Annotated in this window: 14 protein-coding genes, 1 tRNA gene and 1 pseudogene; 10 read left to right on the forward strand and 6 right to left on the reverse strand. The window is 56.5% G+C overall.

Features of this window, described 5'->3' with window-relative positions; all coding sequences use genetic code 11:
* Positions 1-6 precede the first annotated feature (6 nt).
* A pseudogene (locus tag SH139x_RS14405) lies at positions 7-177 on the reverse strand (DUF4915 domain-containing protein); the annotation flags it as partial.
* On the opposite strand from SH139x_RS14405, the gene SH139x_RS14410 reads away from it, so the two are divergent.
* Positions 95-265, forward strand: coding sequence for a hypothetical protein (locus tag SH139x_RS14410; RefSeq protein WP_488356175.1), 171 nt, complete (start codon positions 95-97; stop codon positions 263-265). The pseudogene SH139x_RS14405 and the gene SH139x_RS14410 overlap by 83 nt on opposite strands.
* Positions 266-284: 19 nt before the next feature.
* On the opposite strand, the gene SH139x_RS14415 is transcribed toward SH139x_RS14410, so the two are convergent.
* The gene (locus tag SH139x_RS14415; protein WP_488355891.1) at positions 285-1,319 is read right to left on the reverse strand and encodes a Gfo/Idh/MocA family protein; all 1,035 of its coding nucleotides are present in this window, start codon (positions 1,317-1,319) and stop codon (positions 285-287) included.
* 604 nt (positions 1,320-1,923) lie between these two features.
* On the opposite strand from SH139x_RS14415, the gene SH139x_RS14420 reads away from it, so the two are divergent.
* The 3 genes from SH139x_RS14420 to SH139x_RS14430 all read left to right on the forward strand — a co-directional run bounded on the left by SH139x_RS14420 (position 1,924) and on the right by SH139x_RS14430 (position 4,393).
* Entirely contained in the window at positions 1,924-2,319 is a 396-nt protein-coding gene (locus SH139x_RS14420) for a thioredoxin fold domain-containing protein (RefSeq protein ID WP_488355892.1), read from the forward strand.
* Positions 2,320-2,576: 257 nt separating this feature from the next.
* Positions 2,577-3,455 (forward strand): UDP-N-acetylmuramate dehydrogenase, encoded by an 879-nt coding sequence (locus SH139x_RS14425; RefSeq protein ID WP_488355893.1) that lies wholly within the window; start codon positions 2,577-2,579, stop codon positions 3,453-3,455.
* 11 nt (positions 3,456-3,466) lie between these two features.
* Positions 3,467-4,393, forward strand: a complete 927-nt coding sequence (locus tag SH139x_RS14430) for a cell division protein FtsQ/DivIB (RefSeq protein WP_488355894.1) — start codon at positions 3,467-3,469, stop codon at positions 4,391-4,393.
* 30 nt (positions 4,394-4,423) lie between these two features.
* On the opposite strand, the gene SH139x_RS14435 is transcribed toward SH139x_RS14430, so the two are convergent.
* Positions 4,424-4,494 (reverse strand) — tRNA-Gly (locus SH139x_RS14435).
* A gap of 280 nt (positions 4,495-4,774) precedes the next feature.
* Between SH139x_RS14435 and SH139x_RS14440 the strand changes: the two genes are divergently transcribed.
* The 6 genes from SH139x_RS14440 (at position 4,775) to lysA (ending at position 16,013) form a co-directional block, all read left to right on the forward strand.
* Positions 4,775-6,337, forward strand: coding sequence for a C25 family cysteine peptidase (locus tag SH139x_RS14440; RefSeq protein WP_488355895.1), 1,563 nt, complete (start codon positions 4,775-4,777; stop codon positions 6,335-6,337).
* A 120-nt stretch (positions 6,338-6,457) separates the two neighbouring features.
* Positions 6,458-8,653, forward strand: coding sequence for a hypothetical protein (locus tag SH139x_RS14445; protein WP_488355896.1), 2,196 nt, complete (start codon positions 6,458-6,460; stop codon positions 8,651-8,653).
* Positions 8,654-8,768: 115 nt separating this feature from the next.
* On the forward strand, positions 8,769-12,434 hold the full coding sequence (locus SH139x_RS14450) for a PSD1 and planctomycete cytochrome C domain-containing protein (RefSeq protein WP_488355897.1): 3,666 nt from the start codon (positions 8,769-8,771) through the stop codon (positions 12,432-12,434).
* Between the two features lie 62 nt (positions 12,435-12,496).
* Positions 12,497-13,939, forward strand: coding sequence for a DUF1501 domain-containing protein (locus SH139x_RS14455; protein WP_488355898.1), 1,443 nt, complete (start codon positions 12,497-12,499; stop codon positions 13,937-13,939).
* A gap of 15 nt (positions 13,940-13,954) precedes the next feature.
* The gene (locus SH139x_RS14460) at positions 13,955-14,701 is read left to right on the forward strand and encodes a phytanoyl-CoA dioxygenase family protein (RefSeq protein ID WP_488355899.1); all 747 of its coding nucleotides are present in this window, start codon (positions 13,955-13,957) and stop codon (positions 14,699-14,701) included.
* 34 nt (positions 14,702-14,735) lie between these two features.
* Positions 14,736-16,013 carry a diaminopimelate decarboxylase gene (gene lysA / locus SH139x_RS14465; RefSeq protein ID WP_488355900.1) on the forward strand — a complete coding sequence of 426 codons (1,278 nt, stop codon included), beginning with the start codon at positions 14,736-14,738 and terminating at the stop codon, positions 16,011-16,013.
* Here the strand turns inward: lysA and SH139x_RS14470 are convergent.
* From SH139x_RS14470 to SH139x_RS14480, 3 genes are all read right to left on the reverse strand, one after another.
* A complete protein-coding gene (locus tag SH139x_RS14470) occupies positions 16,010-16,579 on the reverse strand; it encodes a flavoprotein (RefSeq protein WP_488355901.1) in 570 nt (189 codons plus the stop codon). The genes lysA and SH139x_RS14470 overlap by 4 nt on opposite strands.
* A 4-nt stretch (positions 16,580-16,583) precedes the next feature.
* Complete coding sequence (gene rpoZ / locus SH139x_RS14475; RefSeq protein ID WP_488355902.1) at positions 16,584-16,847, reverse strand: DNA-directed RNA polymerase subunit omega; 264 nt, start codon at positions 16,845-16,847, stop codon at positions 16,584-16,586.
* Between the two features lie 272 nt (positions 16,848-17,119).
* Positions 17,120-20,416: an efflux RND transporter permease subunit gene (locus SH139x_RS14480; RefSeq protein ID WP_488355903.1), complete on the reverse strand. Its 3,297-nt coding sequence runs from the start codon at positions 20,414-20,416 to the stop codon at positions 17,120-17,122.
* Between the last annotated feature and the right edge of the window lie 84 nt (positions 20,417-20,500).

Here is a 20,500-nt window from a genome sequence, read left to right on the forward strand (position 1 = left end):
TGGCTTCGATATTCCCACGATGGCGAAATCACCATGGTACGCAAGACCTCGCGAATAGCCAGGGCAAAACGCCACCGGCTCAAATTTGCCCGTCGTGCGATCAACGAACCCGACGTGGCCGGACGTCAATGACGCAGCCACCGTCGTGCCGACGATCACGCCAACCATCTGCCACATCGGATTGACTGACCGCCGTGACGCCAAAGAGCGGTTTTCACAGCACAACTCGCGAACGGGGAACCGCTCTCTGGCGCGTGGCGGCTGATTTTGTTGTACTGTGGTGCTTAGCGGCGCAATGTTTTTTGGGGGAAAGTGACCGGCATGCGGCGTCCTTGTTCGACTGCCGCTCTGGCGGTTCGCAAGATATGCAGCGAGCGACAGGCATCTTCGAGATCTCCCATCTTGCGCACTAAGCTGGTCACCGCGCGGTGGAACTGAGTCAACAATTGTTCGCCGACTGGCAATTCGGTATCGAGTGACTCGAGATGACGGCCAGCTTCGTCGAACCAAACCAGCGTTGTCGGCAGATCGATGAAGGCGACGCCCGAGTCACAGCGAATTTGCATCGCCGACGGAGGCCGAAAGCTGATCGCTTCATGCCAACTAGCCGGCACGTAGAGACCGCAACTGATTTGCGCCACCACTGGCGCCGCGAAGGGTGAGAGGGGAGGGAACTCCAGCGTAATCGCCCAATAATCAGGCGAGTCGGGGTGTCCGTGACAGATTGAATTGACCGTTACCGGTTCTCTGCCCACAACGTAGCGACACCAATCGATTAAGCCGACCAATTCTGCCTCGGTACGACGCAATTTCTGCTTGCTGTCGTTCGCTTGCGGACCTCCGCCGGCGCCGTCTGGTAAACGTCGGTGACAGAAAAGTAATTGCGGGGCGCCCAGATGCGTGGCGATCAGTTCTTTGAGCCGGAGTGTCGCTGGTGCGAAGCGGCGGGGAAATTCGGCCATGAAGGCGATCCCCGCGTGATCGACCCGTTCGGTCAGTTGCATAGCCAATTCGGCGTCGAAATTGAGTTCCGCAGCCCAATAGACAGCCTTTCCTGCTTCGCAAGCAGCAATAATTGGCAGCCAACCTTGCCAGGCATTCTCCAGAATCAAGACCGCGTCGACGTCATTGCGAGCCACTAGGGACCGATATCCGTCGCATTTGACCGCTCCAAACTCCCGCGCCGCTTGCTCGGCGAGCAACGGAACGTTGTTAAAAACCGCGCGAACTTCGAACCGGTTATGCAACATTCTCAACGATGGGCGATGTCGTTGGGGCCAGGCTTCTCCCAACCCGATGAGTCCCACTCGCAGCTTCATCTCTTTGCTTTCAACTCGAAATTGACGTGAGCGAGGGGAAAAATCCTGGCCGGAGTCATTGTTGGAAAAGTGTTCATTTGTGGCCGCGGGGGGAAACGCTGGCGGTTCCTAACTAGTTTGTTGGCCTCAGTTTATCTCGCTCGGCGACGGGGGAAAACCCGTGCACGACCTGCGCCTTCATCTGGGGAGTCTGGAAACCGATAAAGCACCGTTTGGCATGCTTGCCGCTTGTGGACTCAAGCTCGACTCTTATACTCCCTCCTTAATAACCCGCAAAGTCACTGCAATCCCGACCATTCTTCCAGTTTGTGCTAATCCTCATTTGACGGGCACGGGATCTGCTAACGGGACGAGCGAGTTTTGATGCCGTCAATTGTCGGTTTCCGAGGCTAGTGGGAGCGCAAAAAGCTGGCCATTTGTTCGATTTTGGGGCTCATAGGGCTGTTCAGCCGGGCCGGTCGATCGCCTCGGTACGGAAATGATTTTCGGAAAACTAGGAATGTGCAGATACGTTCAGTTGCTCTCTTTTCCAACGCCGGCACGTTGTCGGTGGACGTGATCTGCGCACCGACACGCAAGAAGGTAACAGGAAACTATGTTGTCGATGCTTCTGACTGCTGTGATTTCGATCGTCCCCGCGGGGCCTGCTGAAAAGCAAGATTATGATGAAGCGTACCGAAAAGCACAGCTCAACGGCGTGCCGTTGATGGTGATTGTCAGTTCGGATGCATGCCCAGCTTGCCAGACGCTTAAGGCGAACACGATCGCCGAGATGAAAAGCAGTGGTGATTTGGAAGACGTTAGCTTGGTTGTAGTCAACAAGGATCGTGATCCTGAGTTGGCCAGCCGATTGATGCGTGGCAGGATGATTCCACAAATCATTGTTTATTCGAAAGGCGGAGCTGGCTGGAAGCGGCTTCAACTGACCGGATATCAGAATCGCGATGGCGTGCGAACTCTTATTCGCAAAGCGGTCAATTTGACTCGCATCGGCACTTAATTTCTTGCTACCAGGCAGCTTGGCACTGATTCTGACAATGAATGTGCGAGAATTTTGCCAAGGAACTCGGTAGTCCTTGAAAAATTCGACGCGTTCTGTTCCCGCTCTTAATAGCATGCGGGACAGAACGCGTTTTTTCTGCGCTCTTCGCTTTGTGATCGCACTTGACGCATTTTGCTCTGCGATTCCACAATCGCATATGGTATAGAAAGCCTTCCAATTCATCACTCGCGGCCGCGGCCGGAATCATCAGCGCGATGCCTTTTTCTCCAAATCTGGAACATCTGATCCGTCACGACGAGCCGTTGGCTCCCTACACTTGGCTCGGAATTGGTGGACCGGCTCGCTATTTTGCCGAGCCCACCAATCGGGAAGAGTTTTGTGGTTTGGTGCGAACCGCTTCAGAATCCCAGGTGCCGATTCGGCTGCTGGGAGACGGTTCCAACGTGTTGGTGCGCGAAGCTGGCTTTGACGGGCTGGTTATTCACACCTTGGCGGCTTCGTTTGCCACTTTGCAAGTCGAAGAAAACCGCTTAATCGCCGGCGGAGGAGCAAAACTTTCGCACGCGTTAACCCGAGCGATCGGATGTGGCCTAGGCGGCTTAGAGCGTTTAGCGGGAGTCCCGGGTACCGTGGGGGGGGCAGTGGTCGGCAACGCGAGTGCCGGAGGGACTGAAATCGGTGCCACCGTGGCTCGCGTGCAGTGCGTGGAACCGGGCGGCAGCATCAGCACGCTCGATCGCTCGCAAATTCAATTTGGGCATCGCAAAAGTGATCTTGCCGGCAAGTTTTTGCTAGAAGTCGAATTTGAGCTGGAACCGGCTGATCCGGTCGAGCTCACTAAAAGATTGCAAAAGACTTGGATTGTTCGCCGCGCCTCGCGGCCGCTCGACTCGCAACGCATTGCCGTCCCCTTCATCGATCCGAACGACATCGACGCGGCGACTTTGATCGAACAAGTGGGGTTGAAAGGGACGCGCCGCGGAAACGTCAGCTTAGATTCGACGAATCCGGCCTACATGATTGCTCATGCCGGCGCGACCAGCGACGATTGCTTGGAATTGCTAGAATCAGTAAGAGAACAAGTGACCAGGCAGTTGGGGATTGATCTGCAACTCAATCTCGTGATTTGGTAGACGGAGCGAATATGACTCAGGCCGAGAGCGAACCGGAAGTCGCCAAGAAAGCCGCCGTGGGGGGGAAGAAGAAAGTTCCCAAGCTCTCCCTGGCGAAGCCGGCTGAACCGCCCCCCAAGCACTGGATCACCCGCTTGGTGATGGCGCCGGGCATGCTGGCGGCAATCTGGCCCGTGGCACTGGTGATTGGCGGCTATATTGCTTGGAATCAGTGGGGTGCCGAACGGATTGGCCAACAGTTCTACGGGCTCGAACAAATAAATTTAACCGCCACCAGGCCACCCGACTTCCTGAAAAGCGACGTGGTGGCCGAAGTTTTCCAGTCCCATCAACTGGAAAAAACCAGCCTGCTCGATCGGAAAGCGACGGTGGCCATTGGCGAAGCGTTTCGCACCCATCCCTGGGTGTCCGAGGTCTTGCGGGTCGAGAAAAAAGGGACCGGCGTTTCGGTGCAATTGCGTTACCGTCATCCCGTGGCGGTGGTGCGAGTCCCCAACAGCCGCCATCCAGAAGTGCGTGGTCCGGGCATTTTTTTTGTCGATGGCCAAGGAATTCTGCTCCCCTCGCGCGATTTCCAAGAAGTCGACCAGTATCAATTTTTGCAAATTGAAATCCAAGACGACACCTATCCTTCAGGCGGCTATGGGGCGCCTTTTGGGGATCAGCGGGTAATCTCTGCGGCCAAGATTGCCGCCTACTTGGCCGCTTACCGCGAGCGTCATCGACTGGTCACCATCCGCTTGACCAACCCACAGCGAACATTCAACGAGCCCTTTATCTATGAAGTGATCCGCGCGGACGGAGAGCGTTTTATTTGGGGCAGTCCGCCAGGAGAAGAATTAACAGGAGAGCTGGTCGCCAAGCAGAAAATTGAACTGCTGAACAAGCCCACGGCGCCGCCGAAAGATTGGCGTTTGGCAGCCAAACCGGCAATCTAGCGGTTAGCAGCCTAGCGGGGGCGACAAGCAAGCGGGTGAAGGGAATCGAACCCTCGTATCCAGCTTGGGAAGCTGGTGTTCTACCATTGAACTACACCCGCGTGTCGCGCCCCGTCCCTGCGTGTCGCTCATGCTAGTGGCGCCGCCCGCGTGTCGCACCGCGTGCTTGGGCCTTGCGTACACTAACTTGGTCGTGAACTTAGCCTCGCGAAATCCTTAACGCGATATCAAGATAGCTTGGAGAATTCAGTTTGAGTAGTCCCAGAAGAATGAATCGCGGGAACGTGCCCCCACGTCGGCAAGCGTCGATTCCTCTTGGACCGGCCGGCAAGTAGCGGGTATGTTGATTAAAAGTCGTTTAGTTCGACGGGGAGCCCGATTGTGAAGCAGATTGTCTACTTGTGCTGGCTGTTACTCGCGGTCCAGGTACTACCCGCAGCCTCGGCGGCCGATTGTTTCGTCGTCTGTCCGGAGGCATTTCGCACAGCCATCCAGCCTTGGGTTGATTACCGTCAGCAGCAAGGAATCAGCGTGCGGTTAGTCGACTCGGCGGCCGACGCGGCAACGGTGAAACGCTCGTTGTTGGCTGCTGGATTGAACGAGCAGACTCAATTCGTGGTGTTAGTGGGTGATTGCCGCTTGACCGCTGCCGAGCAGGCCGACCCCAAATTAGAAGTGCCGACGTTCTATCGTGCTTCCGGGCCGGCAGCCAAATATGGTTCGACCGCAACGTTACCGAGCGATGCGAGTTACACCGATCTAAATGGGGATGGCGTGCCCCAAGTAGCCGTGGGGCGAATGCCCGTCGATACGGCCGACCAATTAACCAATTGGATTGACCGCATTATCGCGTATGAGACAAGTGATAATTTTGACCATTGGCGTGACCGGGTGCAGATTACCGCGGGTGTCGGGGGCTTCGGCATGTTGGCCGACGCGGCGATTGAATCAGCCACCCGCAGCGTCTTGACCTCGACTCTGCCCGAAGCAGTCAGTTTGGCCGTCACGTATGCCAGCCCCCGTAGTCCCTTTAATCCGGGGGCCATCGATTTCTTTCCGGCCACCTTGCGGCGGTATCGTGAAGGGGGCGCCTTTTGGGTTTACATGGGTCACGGGAATGTCACCGCGCTCGATCGCGTTCCGGGGCCAAATGGGACACGGCGACCCGTCTTAACGTGCGAAGATCTCGATCTGTTAGAAGTCGCTCCGGGTTCCTCTCCCATCGGTCTATTGCTGGCTTGTTACACGGGTGCTTTTGATGCCTCGGTGGACTGCTTGGCCGAACAAATGGTGCAATGTCCGGGCGGTCCGATCGCGGTGTTGGCCAGCAGTCGGGTGAGCATGCCTTACGGTAACGCCTTGATCGCCCAGGGGCTGATTCATGCTTGTTACCAGCAGCGGGTCGAACGGCTCGGCACAGCCTGGCTGATCGCCCAGCAGGAGGTTGCTGAGGATGGACGGCAGAACGCGGAATTAGCCCAGCGTAGAAGGCTGGTCGACCTGTTAGCCACCGCGCTCAGCCCCGACGCGGAGCAATTGCCGGCGGAGCGAGTGGAACACATTCATTTGTATAACCTGCTGGGCGATCCGATGCTGCGTTTGCAACATCCGCAAACGATTGCCTTGGATGTTCCCAGCGGGGTGTCACCTGGTGAAAAGCTGGTTGTCCGTGGCGTCGCACCGCACGGTGGCAAATTAACGGTTTCCCTCTGTCATTTTCCCGGCAGCGTGCCGACCAGCCCCGGCCTTTCCCCCTCAGAACGCTACGAGCAAGCGAACTGCGTCGACGTGCTGCAGACCGAAATTGACGATCACGCCGGGGGTGATTTCGAACTTGCACTTTTGCCGCCAGCCGGATTGTCTGGCCGTTTTCGGGTCGTGGCCCGTGTGCAAGGTACTGCAGGTTGGTCCACCGGGGCGGCCACGTTGCTGTTGAGACCCTGAGCCAGCGATTTTTGCCGGCTGCCACTGGAATGAAAGTCGCTCGACTCCCGATGACTGCTCGAGAACGCTAAACTAAAGGCTCTGGTGTTCATGAATTGATTGGGAAGCGGGAAGCAAAACATGCCTAAGATTCCTCCGTTGTTGCAGATCAGCCCTCGGATTACGGCCTTGCCGATTATTCACGGCAGTGGTCAGTGCGCTTTGATCGTGCGACGTTGGATGCTGGAACACAAAGTCGATTGTGTTGCCCTGCCGCTGCCGGAGTCGTTTCGCGAACCCGTTGAGACCGCGGTGCTGGAATTGCCACGCCCGGCGATCGTCATCCAGCCGCCCCGCGAGAAGGCTGACTTTGAGATCACCGAGTGGAGCGCGGAGAACGAACATGGGTTCTTCGGTAGCGATGACAGCGACGATGAGGATGAAGACGAGGACGAAGATGACGAGCTGAGATGGTGGCCGCAGAGCTATGTGCCCATCGATCCTTGCCAGCCAGTGATCATGGGGATCCGCGCGGCGTTGGGCGAGCACGTTCCGCGAGCTTACATTGATCTGGAGACGGAACAATTTCTGCCCGAGTCGTCAGCGATGCCAGATCCTTATGCGCTGCGAACCGTCTCACCAGAACGCTTTGCCGCCGCGTTGCTGCCGAGCATTACCCCGCCGGCCCGTTTACAAACTCAGCGACGGGTCGAATATATGGCGATGCGGCTGCGCGAGCTGGAACAACACTATGAAAACATCCTATTGATCTGTTGCGTGTCGCAATGGCCGTGGATCCGAGCCGCCTACCACGGACACGCTCCCTGGCCAACTCCAGCCTGGGTGCCACACCAACGTCAAACCGCCGACGATCGCAAAAAAGCCGACGGTGACACATCGCAGCAGAATCGCGAGCGGGCGGAGGATCAGGCCGATCAAGCAGATGCCGAGGAAGACGAGTTTGCTGATTATCACATTGACGAAATTATCATTGAACAACTCCAGTCCATTGGCGAAGACGACGATCTGGAAGACGACTTAGCACTCGAAGAGGATGGTGACGGCCTTGATGTCGAACCACCGTCGGCTGCCGATATGGAGGAACCCGTTGTCTATCCAGTCGAGCCGCGAACCTTAGTATTTCTTTTCGGAGAGTTACCATTTATTTCAGCACTGTATGAACGGGCGCGGGCCGAGCTGGAAGAAGATGACAACATTCAGATTGACGGTGTCAAAGAACTTTTGATCGCGGCTCGCGAAGCCTACTACCTTGACTTGGGAAAACGGGCCCGCCGCATCACGCCGTTCGCCCTCAGCCAAGCACTGAAGTATATTCGTAATTTGTCGTTGCTGGGCAAACGGATGACTCCCGATCTTTACACCATCGTGACCGCCGCCAAACAGATCTTTGGCGATCAGTACGCGTTGAGCGTGGTTGAGACGGCGCGTGATTATGCGTACTCGGTGGAAGACAACGATGAGCCGGCAGTTGCCTTGGCGATCGATCAAGGCCGCTTGCCGACGGGAGATATTGTTCCATTGGTCAGCCGGTTGGCCGGCCCCACGGTGCTCTGGCAATCGATTCAGTTAAACCGCCGACCGACCGACGATGAACGGGCTCGCTGGGGATACAAATGGAATCCCTTTGGACAATGCAGCTACCCGCCCGAAGACGAACATATTGAACGATTTCGCTCGCGCGCTTTTGACCGTGCGCGAGCCATCATGGGCGCCGATTTGGCGCGGACGGAGAAATTTACCACCAGCGTCAAAGATGGTATCGATATCCGCGACACGGTGCGGCATTGGTATGAGAAACAGATCTATGTCAAAGTTATTCCGCCCGATCGCGGCACGCTCGATGCCTGCGTGATGCTATTTGACTCACCCGCCGACCCGCGCGATTACCCCTGGCGGACCACGTGGTTTGCCGAGCACAACAATGAATCGACGCTAGCTTTCTACGCGACTGATTTCCGCCAAGAGCTAGTGGGACCGGGAATTTGTTTAGCCACGTATGGCGGGGCCATGTTTTTGTTTCCACCAAAGTCCATTCCTGACATCTGGAGTGACCCGCGGCTCGATTTTGTCGAAACACTCGAAGAACGGCTGATCGCCGCCGCTTGTATGTATTCGCGCAGCCGTCAAGTCGCTTTGCTCAGCTCGCTGCCCCCCGGCGGGGGATGGCGCCGCCTGGCTCGTCGCTTCAAAAAACAGTTGATCCATGTGCCATTGAGCGGATTCAGCGAAGCGGAAGTGAGTCAGCTGCGAATGGTCCACGTGCTCAACGGCACCGAAGTGCGCAGTTATGCCGAGCACTTTATTCGCAAGTCATAACGCAGCCGAGACAAAAAACTGCACCTTGGCACCATGCTGCGGTAGAATAGCAGTATGTCGTGGTTGCCCCCATCCCGCCTCATGCCCCCATCCCGCCCGGTAATGGCCCGCCTCCATGTCGATGCTCCTTGAAACTTACCATCACCGTTTGTGTATCGCTGTTCTGCTGGCAACCGCTGTAATCGTTGCCAACGGAACCGCGTCGATTCAAGCCACAGCTGCCGACCCCATTGCCGATGCCGTGGCCGACGCAACCCGTGCTCCAGACGCCGCGGAGGCGGTGGATTTCGACCGTCAGATTCGCCCCTTGTTGTCTGACCGCTGCTTCGCCTGCCATGGGCCCGATGGGGCACATCGTCAGGGCGGGTTGCGTCTCGACGAAGCCGAATCGGCTTACGGAGTCGCCGATAGCGGAGAGCGTGCTGTCGTACCCGGCGACTTGGCTGCCAGCACTTTGGTGGCAAGGATCGAAAGTGATGACGCCTACGAAATCATGCCCCCTCCCGAAGTGCAGAAACCACTGAGCGACGAGGAAAAGAGTCTGCTGAAACGCTGGATCGAGCAGGGTGCGGAATTCCAACCACACTGGTCATTGGTGCCGCCGCAACGCCACCCCCGACCAATCCCTGATGACCAAAATAACCCGCTGGAGCAAACCGCCCCTGGGGATGTAGCACAAGTCAGCGATCCGCTGGATGCTTTTCTGTTGGAGAAAATCACAGCCGCCGGCTTAACCCCCAACCCGCCAGCCAGCCGACGAGAATTATTGCGCCGCGTGACTTTCGATCTTAGCGGTTTACCTCCCACACCCGCGGAGCTGCGTGCCTTCGAAAAAGACCTGACACCCGATGCTTATGAGAAAGTTGTCGATCGCTTGCTGCAATCTCATCATTTCGGCGAACACCTGGGACGATACTGGTTGGACCTTGTGCGTTATGGGGACACGCACGGTTTGCACCTGGATAACTATCGCGAAATGTGGCCCTATCGCGATTGGGTGATTTCCGCGATCAACAAGAACATGCCCTACGATGCATTCATCACGGCACAACTGGCTGGCGATCTGCTACCGGAAAGTACCCTCGAAGACCAGATCGCTAGCGGCTTTAATCGGTTGAACGTGACGACCAGCGAAGGCGGCTCGATCTACGAAGAAGTCTTTGCTCGCAACGTGATCGACCGCACCGATGCGTTTGGCACCATATTCCTTGGTCTGACAACTGGCTGTGCGGTCTGCCATGATCATAAATTCGATCCTATCAGCCAGCGCGACTATTACTCGCTGTCCGCTTTCTTCAATAGCCTGGACGGTCGCGCGCTCGATGGAAACGCCAAAGACCATCCGCCAGTGGCGCGGGTCCCGACGGACGAAACTCTCAAACAATTAGCAGACGTTGCCAACATGCGCAGCGACTTAGAAGCGGAGATGAATGGTCCGCTGCCGACGGTCGATGCAGCGCAAGCTCGCTGGGAACAAGCCGCGCTCGCCAGTAGCGAACATCCTACGACCTGGCAAACCCTACATCCCAGCAGTGCGGAATCGAGCGGTGGCAGCACGATGCAAGTGCTGGACGATGGCTCGGTGGCGGCTGGTGGCGAAGTTCCCGCGAAAGAAACCGTAACCTTGCAAGCGACCTTACCCGCGGGTGGTCCTTACCAATTGATCCGTTTGGAAGCGCTCAGCGACTCGCCGGAGACGCCTGCTGGGCGGAGCGATAACGGTAACGCGGTGCTCAGCGAAATCGAAGTTTTGCTTAAATCAACGGCGACTGGTGGCGAGTTCACGCCTGTGAAACTGGTTTATGGTCAAGCCGATCAGGAGCAAAGCGACAGCCCCAAATTTACCATTCAGTACGCCATTGACGGCCAAGTCGCTGCCGATGCCGGCTGGGCCATCGGCGGGCACCAAACACCGGGCAGCCGTTCGGCTTGGTTCGTTGCCAGCAGTTTGCTGGGCTCCGAAACCGAGACCGCGGAAATCAAGGTGGTGCTCAAGTACGAGTCGCAATTTGCCGGCCACAGTTTCAAGCGTGTTCGCGTCGCCGTTTCCGACGATCTGCCGCGCGTCGCCGTGGAGCGTCAACTGCAAATCAGTCCCTGGCATGTTGTGGGTCCCTTCGAAGTTGAAAATATCGGGGCGGGGTATTACCAAAACTATGCCTCGCAAGATCGAGCGTTTGCCCGCGAGGAAAGCTTTAAGTTTCGCGATCAAACATTGAGTTGGCAAACAGGCACAGCCTTCCAGCCCGCGATGATCAACAGCTTGCCGACGATTCCCGATCGGCCCAGCGTGGTGCTGCTACATCGGCAGATCGTGGCGCCTCAAGCTCAAAAACTGACGCTGTTGCTGGGAACCGAGGATGGGTATCAAGTCTGGCTGGCTGGGAAAAAGATCGGGGAAGTCAACGCCGATCGTTCCATCAGCCCACTTGGTGAATCGATCACCCTGGATTTGCAAGCCGGCGTCAATGATTTGTACTTGAAGACAATCAATCACTCCGGCCCAGCCGCGTTTGCCGCTGCATTCCGCTCTCCCGCCGTGCCCGTTCCGGCGGAGATTTTGGAAATTGCCAAACTGCCGCTGGAGCAACGTCAGCCCACGCAAGTTGAGGCAATCAAACACTATTATCGACGCGTCGCCTCGGTGCATCCCGATTGGCTAGTGTTGCAAGATATGGCTGCGGGGCTGGATAAACGTCGCACCGAAATTCAAAACTCGATGCCGACCACGTTGGTCTGGAAAGAACTGGAGACACCACGACCCGCGCACATTCTTCGGCGCGGTGAATATGATAAACCGGGCGAGCAAGTCACACGTCAAGTCCCGCAAGCCTTGCCGAAAATGCCCGCAGAATTACCACGCGATCGGCTCGGGTTGGCACGTTGGTTAACCCTGCCCGACCACCCGCTGACAGCCCGAGTTGCCGTGAATCGATATTGGCAACAACTGTTTGGCACCGGGATTGTGAAAACCAGTGAGGACTTCGGCGCACAAGGGAGCCCACCATCGCATCCCCAATTGCTCGATACGCTGGCGGTCGATTTTCGCGAGAGTGGCTGGGACGTCAAAGCCTTGTTCAAGCGGTTGGTGATGACCGACGCCTACCGACGATCGAGCCGCAGCCATCAACAAACGCTGGCGATTGATCCGGAGAACCGTCTGTTAGCCCGCGGCCCGCGTTTTCGGCTCGATGCCGAGATGATTCGCGACGCGGCGCTGGCGACCAGTGGCCTGTTGGTCGATCAACTGGGTGGCCCCAGCGTGAAACCGCCGCAACCAGCCGGCTTGTGGTTGGCGGTCGGCTATACCGGCAGCAACACGGCCAACTTTACCGCCGACTCCGGCGCGAAAGTGTACCGTCGCAGCGTCTATACGTTTTGGAAGCGGACCAGCGCCCCGCCGCAAATGACTACCTTTGATGCACCCAGCCGGGAAAATTGCGCCGCTCGCCGCGAGCGCACTAACACGCCGTTGCAAGCGCTGATGTTAATGAACGAACCGCAGTACTTGGCCGCCGCCCGCAGCTTGGTGGAACGTTCGCAAAGCCTGATGGGGGAAGACCCCGCGGGGCAGATCGGTTGGATGTTCGAAGCGGTCACCTCGCGACCGCCAAACACCCAGGAACAAGCCGAGTTGATGGAACTTTATCACGATCTACGGCAACACTACCAAGCTAACGATCCGCTGCTGAAACAATTAGGAGCGCCAAACGGCGACGCAGCCGCGGCACTGATGGTGGCTTCCACGATACTCAACCTCGATGAAGCGATCACCAAGTAACAACAGCAGCGAATGATGTGAGTTTTTACTCGCCACCAATCAAACTCAGGTGCAGACAAATTATGGATCCCATCACTCGTCGTCATTTTTTCTCGCGCACCTCGGCCGGCTTGGGCTGCGCCGCGTTGGCTTCGCTGGAGACGGCTGGTCAAGCCAGTGGCGCCGTGGTGGGAGCCAGCCGCGGTGGATTGCCGACGCTGCCGCATCACCAGCCCCAAGCCAAACGGGCCATTTACTTGTTCATGTCGGGCGCTCCCAGCCAAATGGACATGTGGGATCACAAACCGGCGATGGCCGACTGGTTTGACAAAGATCTTCCCGAGTCGATTCGCCAAGGCCAACGGTTGACCACGATGACCAGCGGTCAGGCTCGGTTTCCGATCGCGCCGAGTATTTACAAGTTTGCTCCGCACGGCCTGCAGGGCACAATGGTTTCGGAACTGTTGCCACACACGGCCAGGAAAGTTGATGAAGTGGCGTTGGTCAAATCGATGTGGACCGAGGCGATCAATCATGATCCCGCGATCACTTATATTTGCACCGGCAATCAGTTGCCCGGTAAAGCCAGCTTGGGATCATGGCTGTCATATGGGCTGGGGACTGAGAATGAAAATTTACCGGCCTTCATGGTGATGACAGCCACCTGGACCGGCCGTAAAGATGCTCAGGCTCTTTACAATCGTCTCTGGGGGAACGGTTTTTTGCCCAGCAAATATCAAGGCGTGGCCCTGCGCAGCGGCCAAGATCCCGTTTTGTATCTGTCGAATCCAGAAGGCATTGATAGCCGCGTTCGACGTCGCATGTTGGATTCGCTTTCCAAGTTAAACCAACAAACGTATGAGCAAAGCGGAGATCCCGAAACGGCCGCTCGGATCGCACAGTATGAGATGGCGTTTCGGATGCAAACCAGCGTGCCTGATTTGAGTAACATAGCCGACGAGCCGCAGCACGTGCTCGACCTCTACGGTCCCGACGTCACCACGCCAGGAACCTTTGCAAACTGCTGCCTGATGGCTCGCCGCATGGCCGAACGTGGAGTACGGTTCACGCAGATTTTTCATCGCGGTTGGGATCAGCACGGTAATTTACCGGGCGATTTGCCCAAACAATGTAAAGATATCGACCAGCCCTCAGCCGGCCTACTGACCGATCTTAAGCAGCGTGGCATGTTTGATGACACGCTGGTCGTTTGGGGCGGGGAATTCGGCCGCACCATCTATTGCCAAGGCGCCCTCAGCAAAACGCAATATGGCCGCGATCACCATCCCAAGTGCTTTTCGATGTGGCTGGCCGGCGCTGGGATTCGCGGCGGGGTGGTGCACGGGGAAACTGACGAATTTTCTTACAATGTTACCAAGGACCCCGTGCATATTCGCGATTTGAATGCGACAATTCTGCACTTGATGGGCATCGATCACGAGCGTTTTGTGTATCCGTTCCAGGGACTCGATCAACGCTTGACGGGAGTCGAGCCGGCTAGCCCCATTCACGCCATCTTGAGCTAACACAGCAGAGCCACCATGCCTTACCTGCCCTCTCCGACGGATCTCGAGTCTTTTCAACGTGATGGCTTTGTGATCGTGCCTGGGTTGCTCGATCAAGACGAAACGCAGCGGCTCGCCGACACAGCTCGGGCTGATCGGGAGATGGAATCTCAGTCAACCGCCCGCAGCGACGCCACGGGAGGCACAACGTTACTGACCGTGCGTGATGCGCTTCGCGATGACATTTATTCGCGGATCGCTCGCAGCCCCAAAATAGTGCCCGCGATGGCAGCCTTCTTGGGTGACGAAGTTTATCACTATCACCACAAACTAATGCTCAAAGAGCCCCGCGTCGGTGGCGCTTGGGAATGGCATCAAGACTACGGCTATTGGTATAACTACGGCTGCCTCTACCCACACATGGGCTCTTGCTATATCGCCATTGACCGAGCCACGCGAGCGAACGGTTGTTTGCAAGTCATTCCCGGGTCGCATCACTTGGGAAGATTGGAACATGGCAAAGTGGGGGGGCAAACCGGAGCGGATCCCGAGCGAGTGGCTGCCATCCTCGAGCGGTTGCCGCTCCGCTATGTGGAAATGGAACCGGGCGATGGGCTGTTTTTTCACGGCAACGTGTTACACCGCAGCGATGCCAACACCAGCCCCGATCCACGGTGGTCCTTGATCGTTTGCTATAACATTAAGAGTAACAACCCGTATACAGTTCTGCGGCACAACGGTTATCATCCGTTGGAAATTCTCGACCCGGCTACCCCGCTGTGAGCCGTCCGCACTTCCTATTTGATCACGCTCGCTGATGCCTACGACCGCCACTTTTAATACTTTACGCCATCAGTTCGCCGGCCTTTCGTTAGTCGATTTGGCGGAGCAGTTTGGCACGCCAACGTATCTGTACGATGCCTCGTTAATCGCCGAACGCATTGCCGATTTGGCCGCTTTTGATTGCGTTCGTTACGCGCAGAAGGCTTGCAGTAACATTGCAATTCTCGATCGCGTCCGTCGCGCGGGTGCTAAAGTCGACGCAGTCAGCGCCGGGGAGATCCGCCGCGCTTTGGCTGCCGGTTTCGCCCCCGCGGATATTATTTACACCGCCGATATCTTTGATGCCGCCTCGCTGGAATTAGTTTGCGAGCATCAATTGCCAGTCAATTGCGGCTCACCCGACATGATCACCCAATTGGGCAGCGTCCGACCGGGTGCCGACATTACCTTGCGGATCAACCCTGGTTTCGGGCATGGACACAGCCAAAAGACAAATACGGGTGGTCCTCAGTCGAAGCACGGAATTTGGCATGACCAACTCGACTCCTGCCTGCTGAAAGCGGACGAGGATGGGCTGACGATCACCGGCCTGCACATGCACATCGGCTCGGGAACCGACTTGGAGCACTTGGGGCAAGTATGCGAATCGATGGAGCGAGCGGCGGAGTCGGTTGGTCGCACCATCCGCTCGATCAGCGCCGGCGGTGGTTTGCCAGTGCCCTATCGCGCGGGTGAAACATTCGTTGACCTCAATCAGTATTTCCAGCTTTGGGATGCCGTTCGCAATCGTTTGGCTGCACGGTTCGGGCACCCGATCGAGTTGGAGATTGAACCGGGTCGCTACTTGGTTGCCGAAGCGGGTTGTTTGTTGGCTGAGATTCGAGCGGTGAAGAAGATGGGTGATAATCTATTCTTCTTGGTCGATGCTGGCTTTAATGATCTGGCCCGTCCGGTGATGTACGGTGCTTATCATCCGATCGCGATCGTGCCTCGCGACGGAGCGACCGCCAGCGCGGCTGGCCGCGAAGAAGTTGCCGCCGTGGTTGGGGGCCCACTCTGCGAATCGGGTGACATTTTCACTCAGAAAGAAGGTGGCTACGTCGATTCACGCCAACTACCAATGGCCCGCGTGGGTGACTTTCTGGTGCTAGAGAATGCGGGTGCTTACGGCTTTGTGATGGCCAGCAACTACAACAGCAAACTGCGTCCCGCCGAGGTGTTGATCGAAGCGGGTGAAGCAAAACTAATCCGTCGTCGCGAAACTTTTGAAGACTTGATCAGCAACGAGATCATCCCCAGCTTGGATGCCTAACTTTCTGCCGCCAGCAGCTTTTCGCTGGCCGCCAGGATGCTTTCCGGCTCGGCCATCCTGCCGGCACCTTGTCGGCGACAGCTGAGCCAGCCCGTTTCGGGGCCAACGAAGTGCACGCCGTCTTGCGCGAGCGTCGCCGCGTTCCGCTGGACGGCCGCTTTGGACCACATGGCGGTACTCATCGCGGGGGCCAGCAGGACGGGGCATTCGCGTTGTAAGTAGAGCGTGCTGATCAACGAATCGGCAATCCCGAGCGAAAACTTGGCCATCAAATCGGCCGTAGCGGGAGCGACGATCATGAGATCGGCCTGTTCGGCCAGTTCGATATGGGCACCGAGCGGAAACCGATTAGGCTCGAACATCGCGGTGGTGACGGGACGGCCGCAAAGTGCGGCCAAAGTGGTGGAGCCGATAAACTGCTCCGCGGCGGGGGACATCACGGGCAACACAACGCAGCCGCGCTGGGCGAGGCGACTGGCGAGAAAGGCCGCTTTGTATGCGGCGATCCCGCCACCCACTGCCAAAATAACCCGTTTTGCTTGGAGCGAATCGAGCTGAACAGCCACCTGCTTAGAGATCCATCGAATTCAAATCGGGTCCCTCGGCGTAAGCTGCCTGGTCTTCGAGGGTCATCAATTCATTGTTGACGCTCAAGAAGATTTTGTCCTGCATGATTTCTTGCAACACGATCGACATTTTGTCGTGAGTGTCAGCATGCACGAGCGCCCTGCTCCCTTGATTCAACTGAACCAGTCGCTTCTGAATCAAGGTACTCAGCTTAAATCGTCCGCCAACTTTGTTGACAATCTCTTCTTCTTTTAGCTCTTCGAGCATCAACGTGTTTCCGTAAGAGGAACCGATATCTTCAGCCGAAATTGATCGCTTGCTGCCAATTAGTCGTCGCTGGCGACTCGCCGCGAGCAGTTGAGTTCCCGCCAGGCACCAGAACGCCCCGCTAGAAAAGCAGGGTGGTGGCTCAGGGGTTGACAGCAAGCATATCCCTTTAACGTACCAAAAAAAGGGCTTGCAGACAATGGGGGCCGAGGCGGTTCCAACAACGAACGCCATTCGGCCACCGCAAAAAAATTCCTCAGCCCCCGACTTGCTCAGGCAGCGACAGGTTGCATCGGGTCATGGTGTGGCTGGGGGCCCAATAACTCCTCTTCTACTGGGGAAGTCCCCAGAAAATCAGCACAAAACAGGTAAACCTGATAAAAAACCGGCACCAAGATCAAAACCAGCAACGTTGCCAACATCAAACCGAACGCCAGCGAAGTGGCCATCGGAATCAATAATTGAGCTTGAAAAGAGCGTTCTAACAATAAGGGAAACAGTCCGGCGATCGTCGTCATACTGGTCAGCATCACGGGCCGGAAACGCCGCCGGCCAGCCTCGGCCAAAGCCTCCCTGGCTGGCATACCGTCCCGCACTCGCAGATTGATAAAGTCGATCAAGACAATTGAGTCGTTGACCACAACCCCGGCCAGGGCAACCAACCCAAACATGCTAAACAGGGTCAGCGGCAAGCCCATGATCGCGTGGCCCCACAAAGCGCCAATCATGCCGAAGGGGATGATCGCTAGAATGATCAGTGGTTGCACGTAGCTGCGGAATTGCAACACCAGCAACACAAACATCATCAGTAAAGCGACGCCAAAGCCGATCACTAGACTGCCAACCGATTCTCGACTTTGCTCGCGTTGGCCTTCCCATTTCAACGTCACCGCCGGAAACCGCTCTTGCAACTCGGGCACAAAGCTCGCTTGCAGTCCACTGATGATCGATTCCGCGTCGGTTTTCTTTTCGTCCAAGTCGGCTGTGATCGTAATCGATCGTTTTTGATCGACGCGATTGATTTCGGAAAAACCACGCTCCACATTGATCTCGGCCAATTCGGTAATGGGCCGCTCGGAGCCATCTTGGGTGCGCACGCGAATCTCACGAAAATCGGCCAATGAATGGCGTTCCTCGGGCGGATAGCGGACCATCAATTTGACTTCGTGCCGCCCGCGTTGGAGTCGCATGACTTCAGCACCGTAATAAACGTTCCTGACGGTTTCACCTAGGTCGGTGGGGGTGATTCCGGTCGATAAAGCTTGATCCTTGACCTTCATCTGAAACTCCCACTTGCCGGGATTGTTATCGTCGGCAATGTCAAACACACCTTCGAACTCAGCAAGTTTTTCTTTCATCGCTGCGGTCGCCGCGGCGAGTTGCTCCGTTTCATCGGCTGGGGCCAAAATTTTAAACTCAATCGGTTTTCCACCGGGGCCAACATCGATGGAACCATAGGTAACATTCTCCGCACCGGCGATCTCGCCGACTGCCTCTCGCCAACGCGCTAACAATTTCTCGCTGGAGATGGTACGTATGGTGGTGTCGTACAACTCAACATAGATTTGTCCGACGTGACTACCCGAGCCGCCACCCTGAGCGGCGGGCCCGCCGGTGCTGCTAATTTCGCCGACCTGACGAAAGGTTAATTTCACCGGCCCCGGTTTTTCTGGATCCGCTTCCTCGTACACCTTTTCGACTGGCAATCCCTCAGCAGCGGCACGCTCTTCGGCCAAGGTCAAACTGAGCTCCCGCAGCTTTTCCTCAATCCGCTTAGTCGCTTGATCAGTGATCGCGACGGGAGTCCCGTCAGGAAATGTAATCGTAGCGCGGACGTTATTTGCGTCGGTCTTGGGAAAGAGGATTCTGGGAACCACGCCCCCTCGCACTAAGCCCACGCTAAAGAGCCCCATCGCCACAGCGATCGAGAGCGGGACTAAGGGAAATCGCAAGCTGTACCGCAACATTGGGAGATAAATGCGATCTGCCACCCATTCCAAACCGTTCGTCGCGTGCTCACTGAGCCAACCCAACAACAACCCAAAGGGGCGGACGGGATAACTGAGCACGCTGAGCAAACGGAATAAACCATTGTGATGATGTCCCAAGTGGCAGGGGAGCACGAACGTGCTTTCCAGCAGGGAAATGATCAACATCGCGATCACGGCAAATGGAATCACCGCCATAAACTTGCCCATCACGCCGGAGACAAAAAACATCGGCGAGAAGGCGATAATGGTGGTTGTCACGCTGGCCGCGACGCTGGGCAAGACCTCCGCGGCGCCATCGACCGCAGCTTGCAAGGCAGGCTTTCCTAATTGACGGTGTGCATAGATGTTCTCCCCAATCACAATCGCGTCATCGACCACAATCCCCAGAGCCATCAGGAACGAAAACAGGCTGAGCATGTTCAAAGTTTGACCACCCCAACCCAAGATCGCACCCGCTCCGAGAATCGAAATGGGGATACCCAAGGCGACCCAAAATGCCAGCCGCATCTCCAAAAACAGGGCTAACACCAGGAACACCAACGCCAGCCCCCCCAGACCATTGCGGGTCAAAAGATCCAGCCGGTCGCGAACATCCGTGCTAGTATCGCCCCACACTTCAAAGGCGTAACCGGGCGGAAGGCTAGCCTCGTTCTCTTCAACGAATGCTTTCACCGAATCGACCATGCCCAACAAATCTTCGGTTTTGGTACGCTCGACGTTGATTACCATGGCGGGTTGGCCATTGATTTCGCTGATCGAAGAAATGTCTTCAAACTCGTCTCGCACGTTGCCCAAATCACTAACCGTCAACACCGTGCCGTTGGCTTGAGTGATCAAGGGCAGGCGGCGAATTTCGTCTCCCACACGCCCCTTGTTTTTGGCTCGCAGTAAGATCTCCTGCCCCTCCGACTTGAGCTGGCCTCCCGGTAGCTCCACGTTTCGTTGCCGGATAATATTGGCAACCGCATTCAGGGAAAGACCGTGCTTACGTAACACGTCTTCGGGAATTTCAACGTCAATCTGATAGGAACGGGCACCCATGATGGAGGCCGTGGAAACATTGGATAACTGCAGAATTGAATCCCGCACTTGCTCGGCCACCTTACGAAGCCGCAATTCAGAGTCGGGCGAATCGCTCTTCGGCCCTAACACGGCAACTCGGATAGCCGCTTCGCGAAACGTAATCTGCTGCACCGCGGGATCTTCAGCCATCTCGGGAAAGCTGGGAATCCGTTCCACTTCGCGACTGATCTCGTTGAGCACTTTTTGCACGTCAGGCACATCAGCGCGCAGTTCGAGCAGCACGTAACCGACTCCCTCTTGAGCGATCGATGTGACCTGTTTGATACCATCAATCGAGCGAACCGATTCCTCTATCTTTTGGCATATTCCAGTTTCAACATCTTCGGGCGTAGCCCCCGGATAAGGGACGGTGACCATGACCACTTCTAACTCGAACTCGGGAAAAACTTCCCGACGCATGGTCCACAACGACCCAGCGCCCACGAGCATTACACCCAACATGATGACATTCATGCCCGGCGCGCTATTGATTGCCCAGCGAATCAGCGACTTCATGGAATTGATGGTTGTTTGATGGGGAACGAATAAAAAGAAAATCGTGGCCAGCGCCAAAACGGCTAACTGGTTTCTGCAAGTGTC

Origin of the sequence: Kothea flammea (genome assembly GCF_052161645.1) — a bacterium.
Taxonomy (GTDB): domain Bacteria; phylum Planctomycetota; class Planctomycetia; order Pirellulales; family Pirellulaceae; genus Laterigemmans.

Excerpts from the sequence above, each read along its gene's own strand:
- SH139x_RS14460 (WP_488355899.1), top strand. The coding sequence starts at position 13,955 with ATGCCTTACCTGCCCTCTCCGACGGATCTCGAGTCTTTTCAACGTGAT.
- lysA (WP_488355900.1), top strand. The coding sequence starts at position 14,736 with ATGCCTACGACCGCCACTTTTAATACTTTACGCCATCAGTTCGCCGGC.
- SH139x_RS14430 (WP_488355894.1), top strand. The coding sequence starts at position 3,467 with ATGACTCAGGCCGAGAGCGAACCGGAAGTCGCCAAGAAAGCCGCCGTG.
- SH139x_RS14425 (WP_488355893.1), top strand. The coding sequence starts at position 2,577 with ATGCCTTTTTCTCCAAATCTGGAACATCTGATCCGTCACGACGAGCCG.
- SH139x_RS14455 (WP_488355898.1), top strand. The coding sequence starts at position 12,497 with ATGGATCCCATCACTCGTCGTCATTTTTTCTCGCGCACCTCGGCCGGC.
- SH139x_RS14445 (WP_488355896.1), top strand. The coding sequence starts at position 6,458 with ATGCCTAAGATTCCTCCGTTGTTGCAGATCAGCCCTCGGATTACGGCC.
- SH139x_RS14480 (WP_488355903.1), bottom strand. The coding sequence starts at position 20,416 with ATGAAGTCGCTGATTCGCTGGGCAATCAATAGCGCGCCGGGCATGAAT.
- SH139x_RS14450 (WP_488355897.1), top strand. The coding sequence starts at position 8,769 with ATGTCGATGCTCCTTGAAACTTACCATCACCGTTTGTGTATCGCTGTT.
- SH139x_RS14420 (WP_488355892.1), top strand. The coding sequence starts at position 1,924 with ATGCTTCTGACTGCTGTGATTTCGATCGTCCCCGCGGGGCCTGCTGAA.
- SH139x_RS14415 (WP_488355891.1), bottom strand. The coding sequence starts at position 1,319 with ATGAAGCTGCGAGTGGGACTCATCGGGTTGGGAGAAGCCTGGCCCCAA.
- rpoZ (WP_488355902.1), bottom strand. The coding sequence starts at position 16,847 with ATGCTCGAAGAGCTAAAAGAAGAAGAGATTGTCAACAAAGTTGGCGGA.